Origin of the sequence: Metabacillus indicus LMG 22858 (assembly GCF_000708755.2) — a bacterium.
Taxonomy (GTDB): Bacteria; Bacillota; Bacilli; order Bacillales; family Bacillaceae; genus Bacillus_P; species Bacillus_P indicus.
In genome coordinates this window covers 594,394-609,840 of record NZ_JGVU02000002.1, presented here as the reverse complement: position 1 = coordinate 609,840, position 15,447 = coordinate 594,394, and the positions used below count along the sequence as shown (strand labels likewise).

Annotated in this window: 18 protein-coding genes; 17 read left to right on the top strand and 1 reads right to left on the bottom strand. The window is 39.6% G+C overall.

The genetic code is table 11. The features are described from left to right. The first annotated feature begins 44 nt into the window (after positions 1-44). The 6 genes from AZ46_RS06220 to AZ46_RS06195 all read left to right on the top strand — a co-directional run bounded on the left by AZ46_RS06220 (position 45) and on the right by AZ46_RS06195 (position 4,243). Entirely contained in the window at positions 45-536 is a 492-nt protein-coding gene (locus AZ46_RS06220) for a GNAT family N-acetyltransferase (protein ID WP_029280886.1), read from the top strand. After that, positions 533-1,735: an iron-containing alcohol dehydrogenase gene (locus AZ46_RS06215; protein ID WP_051865289.1), complete on the top strand. Its 1,203-nt coding sequence runs from the start codon at positions 533-535 to the stop codon at positions 1,733-1,735. The genes AZ46_RS06220 and AZ46_RS06215 overlap by 4 nt, the downstream gene beginning before the upstream one ends. After that, positions 1,716-2,111, top strand: coding sequence for an acyl-CoA thioesterase (locus AZ46_RS06210; protein WP_029280888.1), 396 nt, complete (start codon positions 1,716-1,718; stop codon positions 2,109-2,111). Before AZ46_RS06215 ends, AZ46_RS06210 begins: the two co-directional genes overlap by 20 nt. Before the next feature lie 99 nt (positions 2,112-2,210). Continuing rightward, the gene (locus AZ46_RS06205) at positions 2,211-3,386 is read left to right on the top strand and encodes an acyl-CoA dehydrogenase family protein (RefSeq protein WP_029280889.1); all 1,176 of its coding nucleotides are present in this window, start codon (positions 2,211-2,213) and stop codon (positions 3,384-3,386) included. Positions 3,387-3,399: 13 nt separating this feature from the next. Then, positions 3,400-3,840, top strand: coding sequence for an FAS1-like dehydratase domain-containing protein (locus AZ46_RS06200; protein ID WP_029280890.1), 441 nt, complete (start codon positions 3,400-3,402; stop codon positions 3,838-3,840). A gap of 4 nt (positions 3,841-3,844) precedes the next feature. Next, positions 3,845-4,243 carry a MaoC/PaaZ C-terminal domain-containing protein gene (locus AZ46_RS06195; protein ID WP_029280891.1) on the top strand — a complete coding sequence of 133 codons (399 nt, stop codon included), beginning with the start codon at positions 3,845-3,847 and terminating at the stop codon, positions 4,241-4,243. Positions 4,244-4,282: 39 nt separating this feature from the next. Here the strand turns inward: AZ46_RS06195 and AZ46_RS06190 are convergent, their stop codons facing one another. Next, positions 4,283-4,651 carry a helix-turn-helix domain-containing protein gene (locus AZ46_RS06190; RefSeq protein ID WP_029280892.1) on the bottom strand — a complete coding sequence of 123 codons (369 nt, stop codon included), beginning with the start codon at positions 4,649-4,651 and terminating at the stop codon, positions 4,283-4,285. A 385-nt stretch (positions 4,652-5,036) separates the two neighbouring features. Here AZ46_RS06190 and AZ46_RS06185 point away from each other — a divergent pair, with 385 nt between their 5' ends. From AZ46_RS06185 to AZ46_RS06140, 11 genes are all read left to right on the top strand, one after another. Then, positions 5,037-5,777 carry a YveK family protein gene (locus AZ46_RS06185; protein ID WP_051827136.1) on the top strand — a complete coding sequence of 247 codons (741 nt, stop codon included), beginning with the start codon at positions 5,037-5,039 and terminating at the stop codon, positions 5,775-5,777. Beyond that, the gene (locus AZ46_RS06180; RefSeq protein ID WP_081870146.1) at positions 5,749-6,417 is read left to right on the top strand and encodes a CpsD/CapB family tyrosine-protein kinase; all 669 of its coding nucleotides are present in this window, start codon (positions 5,749-5,751) and stop codon (positions 6,415-6,417) included. Before AZ46_RS06185 ends, AZ46_RS06180 begins: the two co-directional genes overlap by 29 nt. Positions 6,418-6,636: 219 nt before the next feature. Continuing rightward, on the top strand, positions 6,637-6,810 hold the full coding sequence (locus tag AZ46_RS22150) for a hypothetical protein (protein ID WP_168713763.1): 174 nt from the start codon (positions 6,637-6,639) through the stop codon (positions 6,808-6,810). Then, a complete protein-coding gene (locus AZ46_RS06175) occupies positions 6,807-8,633 on the top strand; it encodes a nucleoside-diphosphate sugar epimerase/dehydratase (RefSeq protein ID WP_029280895.1) in 1,827 nt (608 codons plus the stop codon). The genes AZ46_RS22150 and AZ46_RS06175 overlap by 4 nt, the downstream gene beginning before the upstream one ends. A 60-nt stretch (positions 8,634-8,693) precedes the next feature. Beyond that, complete coding sequence (locus tag AZ46_RS06170; protein WP_029280896.1) at positions 8,694-9,860, top strand: glycosyltransferase family 4 protein; 1,167 nt, start codon at positions 8,694-8,696, stop codon at positions 9,858-9,860. Beyond that, positions 9,823-10,890: a glycosyltransferase family 2 protein gene (locus tag AZ46_RS06165; protein ID WP_029280897.1), complete on the top strand. Its 1,068-nt coding sequence runs from the start codon at positions 9,823-9,825 to the stop codon at positions 10,888-10,890. Before AZ46_RS06170 ends, AZ46_RS06165 begins: the two co-directional genes overlap by 38 nt. Before the next feature lie 10 nt (positions 10,891-10,900). Next, positions 10,901-12,022 (top strand): glycosyltransferase family 1 protein, encoded by a 1,122-nt coding sequence (locus tag AZ46_RS06160; RefSeq protein ID WP_029280898.1) that lies wholly within the window; start codon positions 10,901-10,903, stop codon positions 12,020-12,022. Position 12,023: 1 nt separating this feature from the next. Continuing rightward, positions 12,024-12,935 carry a glycosyltransferase family 2 protein gene (locus tag AZ46_RS06155; RefSeq protein ID WP_029280899.1) on the top strand — a complete coding sequence of 304 codons (912 nt, stop codon included), beginning with the start codon at positions 12,024-12,026 and terminating at the stop codon, positions 12,933-12,935. Positions 12,936-12,948: 13 nt separating this feature from the next. Further along, entirely contained in the window at positions 12,949-14,016 is a 1,068-nt protein-coding gene (locus AZ46_RS06150) for an EpsG family protein (protein ID WP_029280900.1), read from the top strand. A 15-nt stretch (positions 14,017-14,031) separates the two neighbouring features. Next, positions 14,032-14,808 carry a glycosyltransferase family 32 protein gene (locus tag AZ46_RS06145; protein WP_324606981.1) on the top strand — a complete coding sequence of 259 codons (777 nt, stop codon included), beginning with the start codon at positions 14,032-14,034 and terminating at the stop codon, positions 14,806-14,808. Between the two features lie 12 nt (positions 14,809-14,820). Beyond that, positions 14,821-15,444: an acyltransferase gene (locus AZ46_RS06140; RefSeq protein WP_029280902.1), complete on the top strand. Its 624-nt coding sequence runs from the start codon at positions 14,821-14,823 to the stop codon at positions 15,442-15,444. Positions 15,445-15,447 lie beyond the last annotated feature (3 nt).

Genomic DNA, 15,447 nt, shown 5'->3' with positions numbered 1-15,447 from the left:
ACAACGCAGTTTAAATAGAATTTCACCTAACAAGGGGTGAATCTATGTCTTATCAACTATCATTGGCAGATGTTTCGAAAAAACCAGTATTCGAAAATCTGATGCAGTTCTATTTATATGATTTCAGCGAGTTTAATGATGCGGCAGTTAATGTGAAAGGTCTGTTTGATCCGTATGCTTATTTGGATAAATACTGGGTTGAAGAAGGAAGGTTTCCGTATTTGATCGTGCATAACGGCGAGTATGCCGGATTTGCCCTCGTAAGATTTGATTTGTCCGAAAACGTGTTTTCGATAGCGGAATTTTTCATTTTGAAAAAGTTCAGAAGAAATTCCCTGGGTACGACTGCTGCACATGATCTGTTCAGGCTTCATCCCGGAAAATGGGAAGTTACTCAGATAGAAAGAAACGTGCCGGCCAGGAGATTTTGGGAAAAGACCATTTCCATGTTTGCGGACGGAGAATATACAAACATCTCATCAGATGGACTGCAGATTCAAACCTTTTTCTCCGGCAATAAGGAGGGGGTATTGTGAGTACGTTCAGATCTCCTTCAATCATTATTACAGGTGAAGGATCCTTTCAGAAGGTCCTTGAACTGGTTCAACAGCATCAGGCGAAGAAAGTGCATCTCTTTGCAGATCCGGTGCTGATTGGATTAAACGTGCTGAAACCGCTCTTGCAGGCATTTGAAGAAGAAAAGATTGAACTTGAAATCTTTTCTGATATCCAGCCTGAACCGACTTCTGAAGCCGGAAACCGGGCAAAAGCAGCGCTTGTTGCGTCAGGCGCTGACCTGGTTATCGGAATAGGAGGGGGCAGCTGTCTTGATCTTGCCAAAGCGGCTGCTGTTTTATCATGCCATGAAGGTGCCGTCGAGGATTACTTGAATCTGACGGGAACAAAATCACTGTCAAATAAAGGGCTGCCTAAACTATTAATTCCTACGACTTCAGGAACCGGGGCGGAAATGACGGACATTGCCGTTTTCTCCCTCGAGGATTCAAAGGATGTCATCACTCATCCTTATCTCCTTGCAGATGCGGTCATCATTGATCCCGAACTGACTTATACTCTTCCGAAAAGAGCAACGGCTTCAAGCGGGATTGATGCCCTTACACATGCCATAGAATCGTATCTGTCCGTTCATGCGACAGTTCTTACAGATACTCTCGCGCTGGAGGCTGCAGGTAAAATTGTTTCAAGTCTTCGCACTGCAGTGCTGAATGGCTCAGATCAAGAAGCAAGAAACAGCATGTCCTGGGGAAGCATGCTTGCCGGATTAAGCTTTTTTAATGCAGGTGTAGCTGGAGTGCACGCGTTAGCTTATCCTTTAGGCGGGCTTTTCAGCATTCCCCACGGCGAGTCAAATGCCGTCCTTCTGCCCTATGTGATGGATGAGATCAGAGACTCCTGCAGCGGAAAAATGGCCGTTTTAGCAGGGAAACTGGGAATTGAAAACAACGGACGGACAGATGAAGAACTTGCCCGCCTTGCTGTTCTTGAAATGAAGCACCTGATTCACGATACAGGGCTTCCTCTGAGCTTAAAAGAATATGGAATAAAAGAAGAGGATCTTGACAGACTTGCAGACAATGGGGCAAAACAGACGAGACTGCTTGCAAGAAGTCCCAAGCCATTATTACGTGATGACATAAAGCGGATTTATACCGCTGCCTTTCATGGAAATTTGAAAGCAGAAGGGGTGTCAGAGCATGTTTCATACAGTGATTGAACCGAGAGTATCAGAAACCGACGGTGTTGGGCATATCAACAATACCGTCATACCGGTTTGGTTTGAAGCGGGGCGAAACGGCCTGTTTCAGTTATTTAATCCAGATCATTCTTTCAGTGACTGGAAAATGATTATACTCAGCATGAATGTTGAATTTAAAAGTCAGCTTTATTTTGGAAAAAAGGCAGACGTATACTGCTGGATTAAACGGATCGGTAATTCAAGCCTTGAATTATATGAAGAGATCCACCAGGAGGGTACCCTTTGCGCAAAAGGGACCGCTGTTTATGTCCACTACAATGTACATGAAAAACAGTCCGAATCCATTCCAGATGACATCAGATATGTTCTTGAAAAGCACCTCTATGAAAATTAGAGGGCTTTTTTTTGAATTCAGACTTGTTTTTTCTGAAATTTCAAAATAAACTAGAAACATACCAACTGGTTAGTATTTTTAAGAAACGGAGTGAATGGCATGCATTTGCGTTTAACAGAAGAGCAGCGAATGGTTCAGAAAACAATCAGAAAATTTGTAGAGAATGAATTAATGCCTCTTGAGAATACAGTCCTCAGAAATGAACTGGAAGGACGTCCGAGCTTATCCAAAGAGAAACTGGAAGAACTTCAGCAAAAAGCCAAAAAGGCAGGTTTCTGGGGAATCAACACACCGGAAGAGTACGGCGGTGTTAACCTCGGCCAAATGATGCTTGCCATCGTTCACATGGAAGTTTCAAAAACGTTCGTCCCTTTCAGGTTTGGAGGATCGGCCGATAATATTCTTTACTACGCAAACGAGGAGCAAAAAGAGAAATACTTGCTTCCCACGATTAATGGCGATAAAAAATCATGTTTTGCAATGACCGAGCCTGCAGCAGGCTCTGACACCCGCAATATCCGCATGACCGCTGTCAAAGACGGAAACGAATGGGTGTTGAACGGCGAGAAAACGTTCATCACAGGTGGAAATGAAGCAGATTTCGTTATGGTCATTGCGATTACCGACAAAGAAAAACACCGTGCAACAGGCCGTGACGGGGTGACCTGCTTTATAGTTGACAGAGATATGGGGTGGAAGTCTGAATACATTCACACAATGGGCGAATGGGGCCCTGCAGCCCTGATCTTTGACAACGTGCGTGTTCCGGAAGAAAACATTCTGGGAGAGCTTCATGGGGGCTATAAGCTCGGCCTCGAATGGATAGGATTTGCAAGATGGATCGTAGGCGCAACGGCAGTGGGCGCAGCAGAACGTCTCTTGCAAATGGCCATCGATTATTCAAAAGAGCGCGAAACCTTTGGACGACCAATCGCAGACCGCCAGGCTATCCAGTGGCAAATCGCAGACTCTGCAACTGAAATCGAAGCAGCGAAATGGCTCGTGCTCAATGCCGCGTTCACACTGGACCAGGGAGAAGACAACAGGCATCTTGCATCCATGGCAAAACTTTACGGCTCCAACATGGGCAACAGAGTAGTTGACCGCGTCCTTCAGATCCACGGAGGAATGGGCTACACACGGGAACTGCCGATCGAACGCTGGTACCGTGAAGCCCGTCTGTGGAGAATCTATGACGGAACAGATGAAATCCAGCGCCTGATCCTCTCAAGGAACCTGATCAAAGGAAACGTAAAAATCGGACAATTCATTTAAGGGAGACGGTCAAATGTATAAACACTTAATTGGAAGCGCTTCCGAAAAAGTGGAAAACACGGTTGAACCGGGAGCCATACGCAGATTTGCCCTCGCAATCGGCGATGACAATCCGCTATATACTGACACAGATGCAGGTGAAACGTCAGCTTTCAAACGGAATATCGCACCGGTAACCTTTCCCGTCACTCTGAACTACGGCACAATAGGAGGCCTGAACTTGCCGTCCAAAGGTTTAATCCACGGCGAACAGACCTTCCACTACGAGCGCCCTCTTTACGCAGGCGAAATAATCTGGTGCTCTTCCAGACTATCAAACTGTAAAGAACGGACTGGCAGTGGCGGAAGCATGGTCATCCTTACAATTGAAAGAATGGGAGAAACGGAAAAAGGAGAAGTCATCTTCACAATGACGCAGTCTGTCATCATGACGGAAGCCGCAAGAAAGGGGTAACCGTATGACAATCGCTGATCTCCGGTCGGGCACAAAACTAGGAAGCATCACACTTCCTCCCGTCGACAGACTCACTCTCATAAAATATGCCGGCTCCTCGGGTGACTACAATCCCATTCACACCATAGACGAAGAGGCAGAAAAAGCAGGACTCCCGGGGGTTATCGCTCACGGTATGTGGACAATGGGCAGCCTCGGGAAGCTGTTCTCTCCTTATTTAGACGAATGGTTCATCAGGGACTATTCTGTCCGTTTTAAAGGAATGGTTTTTTTAGGCGATGTGCTTACACTGGAAGCAGCTGCAGAAGAAATGAATGGAGATACTTCTTCATTTTTAGTAAGTGCGAGGAATGAGAAAGGGGAGGAAGTTGTTAGCGGGAAGGTGAGGATGAAACGAATGTAAATAGAAGGCCTCTTATCAGGTTTAGATAAGAGGCCTTTCTTATTGTGGTTTATTGTCATCCATAAACTCAATTATCTGTTTCTTTCCATGCTTCCATTTTTGGAATTTCACATACTCCTGGAAATCCTTGAATTGTTCTTTGCTTAAGCCTTCTGCAATGGCTTGCCCGAGAAGCTCTTTCCACTCATCATCAATTGGAATTGTCTCCTGATCTTTCTCATCAATCAGGGTATCAAGGTCTACTTCGAGAGTAAAAGCAATCTTTTTTAAGAACTGTAGAGAGGGGTTTTTTTGAATATTCCGTTCGATATAACTTAAATACGACTTTGAGACCCCTGCAAGATCAGCTAATTCACTAATAGAATATCCTTTTTCGAGTCTCAATTCTCTTATTTGATCACCAACCATTTCCTGTCTCCTTAATCAGATCATCCTGATAGTATAGTAGCACAGACTGTTTCATTATAAGGAACTGTTTGTTCTTTATAAAATATCTTATTTCTATGATAAAATGAGAACAGGTTAGAAATCAAGCGTTTTTTGTTCTTTTTAGCGAAATATGGATATTTTCCTAGTTTTCATGAATAGGGCTAATCACTTATAGTAAATTTAAAGCATAAAAAAGACAATCTGAATGATTGATTAATATTTACGAAAAATTCATAATAATATTGTACTATTCGCTTGACACGTTCTTTATAAAGAACTATGATGAGAATCATAGAATATGGAAAACGGTTAAGTACATAAACTGTTCTTAATGTAGAACTGCACAAACTGAAAGGTGGAGCATATGAAAAATCCCAATTTCCACGACGAACCTCTTATAGCAGGCAAAGAAAAGGAAATCGATTTAAAGGAAATTTTCACAATCATAAAAAGAAGGTTTTGGATCATCGCCGTTATTACAGTGCTGACGACATTCCTCGGTGCATTTTACAGTTACTTCTATACTAGCCCGCTTTATGCAACCTCAACAAGAATTGCTGTCAATACAACAGCAGACACACTTAATACTCTCAATGTTATCATCCGTGATCCTGCGGTTCTCGAAAAGGTCTCATCTGAGCTGAAACTGAACCGGTCAGGTGAAGCGCTGAGCGGCCAGATCAATGTAGAGACGATTGGAGCTTCACAGGTCATTAATATTTCAGTGATAGATGCTGATCCAGTCCTGGCTGCAGAAATTGCCAATACAACAGCCGCTACTTTCAAAGATGAAATTCCGGATTTTCTAGTCATCGACGGAATGAAAGTCATGGCAGAAGCCAAACCAAATTATTATCCAATCAATGAAAATCATTCCCGCTATGTCATGATGGGAGCAATTGCAGGAATCATCATTGGCATTGGACTTGTTTTTCTTCTTGATTCATTAGATGACAGCATCCGCAGCAAGAGAGACGTTGAAGAGATCTTTGATGCACCGATTCTAGGGACTGTTTCAAGAATGACTAAACGGAATACAACAAAAGGAACTTTCAAGAAGAAGCAGCATGTAAGGAGTGAAACCTTTGGTTCGAAATCTTTTTAACAACGTCCCGCAAAGGAAAAAAAGTCTGATCACCTATTTAAATCCAAACAGCATTCTCTCTGATCAATACAGGACAATTATTACAAACCTGCAGTTTGCATCTATTGAACAGTCCTACAGATCTCTTCTTGTCACCTCTCCTGGATATGGGGAAGGAAAGACGACAACCGTAGCCAATTTGGCTGTATCACTCGCACTGCAGGGGGAGAAAGTACTTCTGATAGACGGTGATTTAAGAAAGCCTTCTATTCATGATTCATTTAAATTAGAGAACAACATCGGCCTTACAAATGTATTAATAGGAAACGCTGTTTTAAGCGATGCTGTTCATCAGACAGAAATCGGCAGACTTGCGGTTTTAACGAGCGGATCAATTCCGCATAATCCTTCAGAACTAATTGCATCACAGGCGATGAGAGATTTAATGTTGAACATGCAAAAACAGTATGATTATATCCTTTTTGACTGTCCGCCTGTTCTAAATGCAGTAGATACGAAGATCCTCGCTAACGAATGTGATGGCGTTGTGATTGTTGTAAATAATGGAAAAACAGACAAAGAAAAAGCCTTAGAGGCTAACAAAATCCTGACAGCAGCAAGAGCGTCTCTTCTTGGAATTGTCCTTAACGAATTCAAATGATATTTTTTGCAACACTTGTTCTTTATTAAGAATTAGGCGATGTCTCCTTGCCGTTATCAATGGAGGCACTCGGTCATGCTGTGGGTGTAAAAACCTTAGACGCAAGTCGTCGCTGGTGTGGCGTGAGGAGGGGTTAAATGCCCCAATTATATAAATTTAAACGGTTCGTTATAAAGATAGCGATCCGTTTAAATTTATATAGAGAAAGGAGATTTTCTTTTGAAATCGGATGAGCACTTTCCAAAGTCAATTAAGAAAGCAATCAGATACATCCGCCAGGACGCAAGCCTTGAACAGCTGAAGCAAATCCAGAAATTATTAAATTCGTCCATCAGCAGCAGAACAATGACGCTTGCCCAGAAAAAAGAAATCGGCAGGAGGCACGTTAAATGACCTACCATAAGAGAGTATCGCTCTTGGTTTTCATTGATTCAATCATTGTTTTGTCTGCGATTTTTTTCAGCCGGTTTCTCTTAGAAGCAGATATACACGTCCTGACAGTCCCGCTTGTTATAAGTTCACTAACTTTATTAATCAGTCATCATTTTTTTTCCTTTATTTATAAGCTGTACAACAAAGCCTGGGAGTACGCAAGTGTAGGAGAACTGATCATTATCTTTAAGGCGATTACTTTTTCAATTATTGTAACGGGAGTCATGCAACAGATCATTGAAATGGAAGTTCATTTCAGACTGCTTGCTGTAACATGGATGATTCACATGCTTCTTATAGGCGGATCGAGATTTTTATGGCGAATGCTTCGTGATACATACATATCTAAACCAATCACCAAGAATCGGACAATCATCATAGGAGCAGGATCTGCAGGAACAATGGTAGCAAGACAGCTTTTGAAAAGCGCGGATACAGACCTTTGTCCGGTAGCATTTATAGATGACAATGCTGCAAAGCACAAGCTTGACATCCTTGGCATACCTGTTGTGGGTAACGTAAAGTCCATTGAACAAAAAGTCAGGGAACTTCAAGCTGAAAACATCATCATTGCCATTCCTTCTTTAAGTAAAAAGGGTCTTAGGAATATTTTTAATGAATGTTTAAAAACATCGGCCAAAACGCAAATTATCCCGATGCTTGAAGATCTAATTTCAGGAAAAGTATCAGTGAATCAGATTCGGGAAGTGAGAGTGGAAGACCTTTTAGGAAGAAAGCCGGTGGAACTTGATCTTAAAAGTATATCTGAAAATGTTACAGGAAAAACCGTACTGGTGACAGGAGCAGGCGGATCAATCGGCTCTGAAATCTGCAGACAGATTATACCGTTTCAGCCAGAGAAACTTATTCTCTTAGGACATGGAGAAAACTCGATTTATTCAATCGAGATGGAGTTAAAAGGAGAAGCAGACGAAAACGGATTCCAGATTGTTACTGAAATTGCGGATCTGCAAGATGAGAAGAAAATGTTCGAGATTATGGATTTTCACAAACCTAACATTGTGTACCATGCCGCCGCACATAAGCATGTTCCTCTTATGGAACGTAATCCGGAGGAAGCAGTAAAAAATAACGTTATTGGAACAAGAAATGCGGCCAGTGCAGCCAGATGGGCAAACGTTGACACTTTCGTCATGGTCTCAACTGATAAAGCAGTTAATCCTACGAGTGTAATGGGAGCTACAAAAAAATTGGCTGAAATGCTGGTGCAGCATTTTGACACAATCAGCAAGACGAAATTTGTAGCCGTGAGGTTTGGAAATGTCCTGGGAAGCAGGGGAAGTGTCATTCCCCTATTTAAAAAACAGATCGAAAAAGGCGGTCCTGTTACCATCACTCACCCTGACATGGTCCGATACTTCATGACAATCCCTGAAGCTTCAAGGCTGGTTCTTCAAGCAGGTGCGCTGGCAGAAGGCGGAGAAATATTTGTTCTCGATATGGGAGAGCCAGTCAAAATTATTGATCTCGCTAAAAACTTAATCAAAATGTCAGGTCATACGCTGGACGACATAGATATTGAGGTAACTGGAATGAGGCCGGGAGAAAAACTTTTTGAGGAGCTCTTAAAAGAAGATGAAGTTCACGATAAGCAAGTGTATCCCAAAATATATGTAGGAAAAACAGCCACACTTTATATCGAAGAAATTCACGATATCATCAGCTCATTTTCTGAAATGAAGAAAGATGAACTGCGAATGCGGCTTTTAGACCTTGCCAATCAGCGTGTTAAAACGGAAAAACTTCTGTCAATTTCAAGTTAACTAAAATCAGCATAGAACTCGCCTCCAGCGGGTTTTTTGTTTTGAGCAGGTGATGAAAAAATGAAGCCGAAAATACTATTTACAGCAACAGTGGATTACCATTTCAAAAGTTTTCATCTTCCAGTACTTAAATGGTTTCAGGAAAATGGCTGGGAAGTTCATGTAGCTGCCCATGGAACCATTGATCTGCCTTATACTGACTTTAAATTCAATTTGCCCATCAAAAGATCACCATTTAATAGAAGAAACACGGATGCATACAGGCAGCTGAAAGAGATTATTGATCACAATCATTATAGCATTATCCATTGCCACACTCCTGTTGGAGGGGTTCTCACAAGACTTGCAGCACGGGATGCACGCAAAAAAGGCACGAAAGTCCTTTACACAGCACACGGTTTTCATTTCTGCAAAGGAGCCTCTCTTCAAAACTGGCTAACGTATTATCCAGTTGAAAAATGGCTTTCTTCTTATACTGACTGCCTGCTTACAATTAACAATGAAGACTATCATCTCGCCTTAAAGCACCGGTTCAAAGCCGGATCTATTGAACACATTCACGGAGTTGGGGTAGACACTGAAAAATTCTGCCCAATTCCTAAAGAAGATAAAGTACAAAGAAGAAAATTATACGGTTACCAAAAAGATGACTTGCTTATGTTCTATGCAGCAGAATTCAACAAAAACAAAAATCAAATGCTGCTCCTAAAGGCGATGATACATCTGAGAACTAAGTTGCCAAACGCTAAGCTGCTGCTGGCAGGAGAGGGAACTCTTCTAACTGAATGTAAACGGTTTGCAGAAGCAAATGGCCTGAAAGACACGGTCCATTTCCTTGGATTCAGAAACGACATCGCAAACATCCTTCCCATGTGCGACTTGGCCGTCGCTTCCAGTTTACGTGAAGGGCTTCCTGTCAATATTATGGAGGCAATGGCATGCGGCCTCCCAATAGTCGCGACTGACAACAGGGGGCATCGTGAGCTTGTGGGAGATGGGGTGAATGGGTTCATTATACATGATCAAAACTCGATTGCTTTTTCTGAAAAAGTCGCTGAGATAACTACATTTAATGCGCTGAGAGAACAGTTTGGAGATATGAGCAGATTGAGGCTTATTAAATATGAGACGGCATCTGTAATCCATGAACTTGAATCAATCTATAACAAATACATGCAGAGGGAAGAAAATGAAGCCGAAAATCAGTATAATCGTGCCTATATTTAATGTGGAAAACTATTTATCAAGATGCCTGGAAAGTTTGCTTAATCAGAAATTTAAAGAGGTTGAAATCATTTGTATTAACGATGGGTCAACTGACGAAAGCGGCAGCATCTTAAATGATTACAAAAATAAACACCCTGAAATTATAGTTGTGCATAAACATAATAATGGTGTTTCAGATGCACGTAACGATGGATTAAGAATTGCTCAAGGAGATTATATTGGGTTCGTTGATCCAGATGACTGGATTCATCCTTTTATGTATGATGAACTTTATCAAACGGCGGTAAGAGAGAATGCAGATATTGTCATGTGTTCGTACGTTCGTGAATTTGGAACACATTCCAATGTTAAAAGATTCGATGGGCCACCTTCCATCGCTTATAAAGGTTCTGAACTGAAATCTGTGTTGCTTAAAAGGCTTATTGGGCCGACAGATAAAGAGGCTGCCTCCCCGGAAAATCTTGATTCATGGGGAACCGTGTGGTCTAAGTTATACAAAGCCGATCTGATTAAAAAACAGGAGCTTTTCTTTACAGATCTAAAATTGATCGGCAGCAATGAAGATACCCTATTTAACATACACGCTGTCTATCATGCTGAATCATTCATCTTCATAAATAAGCCGCTTTATCATTACTGGCGATCAAATGAATCATCGGTTACCACAAAATACAACTGTCATTTGACTGATCAGTTTTTTACTCTCTATCAACTAATGGAAAATTTCATCGAAAAAAAAAATCTGGGAAGCGAATACAAGGCAGTTCTAAAAAATCGCATCAGTCTCAATACGCTTGGGTTAGGTTTAAACACCATCAGTAAATCCAACAAAAGTTCTTTTGTTGATAGATTAAGACAACTGAAAAAAATAATAAGCAGTGATCATATGAAACGTTCACTCAGCCAGTTCAATACAACGCATTGTTCGGTGGCCTGGAAGACGTTTTTTTTCTTTGCCAAAAATCAATCCGTACTGGGCTTATTCATCATGCTTACATCTATTGAATATTTAAGAAAAGCGGTGCGTTAGGAGGAAGAGTATGAAACCGATGAGAGTGCTTCAAGTAGTAACTATCATGAATCGAGGCGGACTTGAGACCATGCTGATGAATTATTACAGAAAAATAGACCGCAGTAAAATTCAGTTTGATTTCATGGTGCACCGGATGGATAGAGGACACTATGATGATGAGATCGAAGAGCTTGGCGGTCAGATTTTCAGAATGCCGGCTATTAGACCAGGAAGATATAGAGAGTACATTAGGTCACTAGATGATTTTTTTAAAGTGAATAATACGTATAAGGTTGTACATGCTCATATCAATGAGAATAGCGGCTTTGTTTTGAGAGCAGCAAAATATGCTAATGTACCTTGTAGAATAGCTCATAGTCATACTAGTGATTTGGGAATAGATTATAAATTTCCGTTTCGGTTATATGGAAGATTTATAATGAAAGATATTCCTACAAATTATTATGCTTGCTCATCTAGAGCTGCATCTTGGCTGTTTGGAAACAAAGTAAATAAGTCTGGAAAGGTAAAAATAATTAATAATGCTGTAAACTTGAATGAATATAAATTTAATCAAGAGATTAGAAATAGTGTGAGAAGTGACTTGAAAATAGAGAATAAATTAGTTATCGGTCACGTTGGCAGATTTCATTCTTCGAAAAATCATTCTTTTTTGATTGAGATATTTAGGGAGATTTACAACGAAAATCCTGATACTGTCCTGCTACTTGCTGGGGAGGGTCCCACAAGATTGAAGATTGAACAGAAAGTAAAGAAGCTCGGACTAACAAATAATGTTAAATTTCTTGGTGTGAGAACAGACATACCTAGATTAATGCAAGCTATGGACATATTTCTTTTTCCATCTTTTTTTGAAGGATTACCCGTTGTATTAGTGGAGGCTCAGGCGGCAGGGTTGCCTATTTTCGCTTCAAATACTATTACAAGAGATACTAATATTACTGGAACTATTTCTTTCTTTAATATAAAAATAAAGGCTACAACTTTAGCTAAAGATATACTTACATCCAATAATGAGCGCCATGATACGTTTACTATATTAAAAGAAAAAGGATTTGATTCGGTTTCTGTTGCAAAAGGGCTTGAGGGTTATTACCTGGAAAATTCATTAGAAATGGAGAGGGTATAAAATGACAGTTGTATTAACAGTGTTTACTCCTGCCTATAACAGAGCATATACCCTTCACAAGTGTTATGAAAGTCTAAAAAGGCAAACATGTAAAGATTTTTTCTGGATGATCATTGATGACGGATCAACAGACGGAACAAGAGATCTGGTGAATACTTGGATGAAAGAGGATTTAGTTTCAATTACTTATCACTTTCAGAAAAACCAGGGCATGCATGGTGCGCATAATACTGCATACGAAAGAATAGAGACAGAATTAAATGTCTGCATAGACTCTGATGACTATATGTCTGATGATGCTGTGGAAAAGATTGTTTCTTTTTGGAAAGAACATGGTAGCAGTCGCTTTGCAGGAATTGTCGGTTTGGACGCAGCACCCTCTGGAGAAATAATTGGAACAAGCATGCCTAATGGGCTGCATCATTCCACATTAACCACCCTTTACTCAAAGTATAAAGTAAAAGGCGACAAGAAACTTGTATACAGAACAGATTTAATTAGGAAAACACCGCCTTATCCCATCTTTCCCGGAGAAAAATATTGTCCGCTCAGTTACAAATATGTGCTCATTGATCAAATGCATCCGCTGCTGATAATGAACGAAGTTTTATGCCATGTGGAATATTTGCCTGATGGCTCCAGTTTGAACATGATCAATCAATATAAGAAAAATCCAAATGGATTTGCATTCTTTCGGAAAGTCGGCATGGAATATTCACCTTCCTTAAAGGACAGATTTAGGGAATCTGTTCATTATGTATCTAGCAGTCTGATGATAAAAAATAAAAAGTTTCTTCATGATTCACCAAGAAAGCTGACAACTTTGGCAGCCATACCATTTGGTATAGGTTTATTTTTATTTCTGAGGAACACTGATCGGAGAAATGCTGTGTTAACGAATAGGCAAAACTGAAAGGAATACAAGAATGATTGTTATGTGGTTGAATCTCGGAATAGTTTATTTATTTTCATTTTTCGCGCGGTATTTTAGTATGCAGCCATCTATACACTACAATTTCGTTAAACCAAACAGGATATTTGTTGGATTGGCTGCAGTTTGTTTAATTGCAGTAGCTGGTCTTCAGAAGAATATTGGGGATACCTACTTTTACATGCACTCATATAAGACAAATGAATTATCATGGCAAGCAATTAATTATACAAGTGATTTCGGGTTTAACATTTATCAGCTGCTCCTGCAGCAGATATCTTCAGATCCACAAATTCTAGTATTTACAACGGCACTTATTACAAACTTATTGATTATTATCGTCCTTTTAAAATATTCAAGGATTATTGAACTGAGCGTTTATGTATATATTGCGTCTGGCATGTTTACGACATCTATGAACGGAATCAGGCAGTACTTTGCTGCTGCTATTGTTTTTACGGGCACAAAATATATCCTAAATGGTCAATTCAAAAAATATCTAGTAGTCATACTTTTAGCATCTACCATTCACAAAAGCGCGCTTGTTTTGCTGCCCATTTATTTTATTGTGAGAAGAGAATCCTGGACACAAGTAACTTTTGCGTTGCTTGGTATTGCTGTATTAATCGTTGTTGGGTTTAATGAGTTTTCTAATCTCTTGTTTTCTGTAATAAGTAACACCCAATATGGCCAATACAGTCATTTTGAAGAAGGTGGAGCAAGCAAAATCCGGGTTTTTGTTAATGCCGTTCCAGTCATAATTGCTTTTTTAGGCAGGGATAAACTGAGAAAGCTTTGGCCAAAGAGCGACTACATTGTCAATATGTCAATTATCAGTGTCCTCTTTATGGTTATCGCTTCGCAAAATTGGATATTTGCCAGATTTAATATTTATTTTGGTTTATATAACTTAATTCTTCTTTCATGGGTTGTAAAACTCTTTAAGAAAAAACATGAAAAAATAATTTACTACGGAATTCTCATTTGCTATTTTTTGTATTTTTATTATGAGCACGTAATTGGTTATGGCTTAATTTACGAAAGTGACTATCTGAAACTATAAATTATAAAGAACGCTTTGACGGAAAGGATCCTGAAAATGGCCAAAGATACAAAGATTAAAAAAGCGATTTTGATTCCCAAATTAATTCATTATTGCTGGTTTGGAAAAAAAGAAAAACCGGCGATCATAAAGAAATGTATTCAAAGCTGGAAAAGAAATCTAGTAGGCTATGAAATAATCGAATGGAATGAAGAAAACTTTGATGTTAACTCTTTTTCCTATGTGAGAGAAGCATACGAAGCAGGCAAATTTGCTTTTGTAAGTGATTATGTGAGAGTTTACGCACTATATCACCATGGAGGAATTTATTTGGACACAGATGTTGAAATTTTCAAACCGTTTAGTGCATCCATGCACATGCACGAATCATTTTGGGGATTTGAACAAGAAAACTATATAGCTACCAGTACAATTGGAGCTATGAAAGGAAACAGATTTATTAAAGACTTCTTAGATACTTATGAAACTAAGCGCTTCTATAAAGAGGACGGTTCCTTTGACAGTCTAACTAATGTTGCGGTAGTCACAAGGCTATTGGAAAGCAAGAAGCTCCTGCTGAATGGTGAATACCAAGTTATTGAAGGAATAGGCGCCTTCTATCCTCAAACTTATTTTTCACCTTATGATTATATTAATGGCAGGAAATTCATCACAGAAAACACATATGCTATTCACTATTTTTACAAAAGTTGGCTTCCTTATAGGACAAAAGTGAAGGGCTATATAAAATTCAGCCTTGCAAAACTGATCGGCGGAAACAACATTGCTAAGCTTCGTAAATTACTTTCTTAAGGAGTTGCAAATATGTTTAATATAGCATACAAAATCTGCAGGGAAGTAGTTACACAATCTAAGAATAGAGGTTTGAAAATAGCTTTTATTATGAACCTGTCCCACTTAAAGGGGATCACAAGAGGTCTTTTTTACAAAATCATTTATCCAAAGAATATTAAATCTACAATTTATTCCATGCAGCAAAACAGTAAGATAGAAATCTTCAACAAGAACTCTAGTTTAAATATTGGGAAATATGTTTTTATAAGGAAAAACGCGAGCGTTAGGCTAGATTTTAACGCTGAATTAGTCATTGAAGAAAAAGTCTTTATTAATGACAATTGCATAATCAATTGTGTAAATAAGATTACAATCGGCAGCAAAACAAAGATTGGCCCTAATGTATGCATTAATGACCACGATCATAATTTTAAGAATGAAAGTGACCAGCACTTAATTAAAGGTGAAGTTCATATAGGAAAGAATGTATGGATAGGTGCTAATGCTGTTATTTTAAAGGATACATGGATTGGTGATCATTCAGTCATTGCTGCTGGAAGTGTTGTAAAAGGCCTTGTTCCCGAAAATACCTTATTCATGAATGATAGAACAAATAAGCTGAAAAATATTAAACAAAAAACGATAGCAACATAAAGA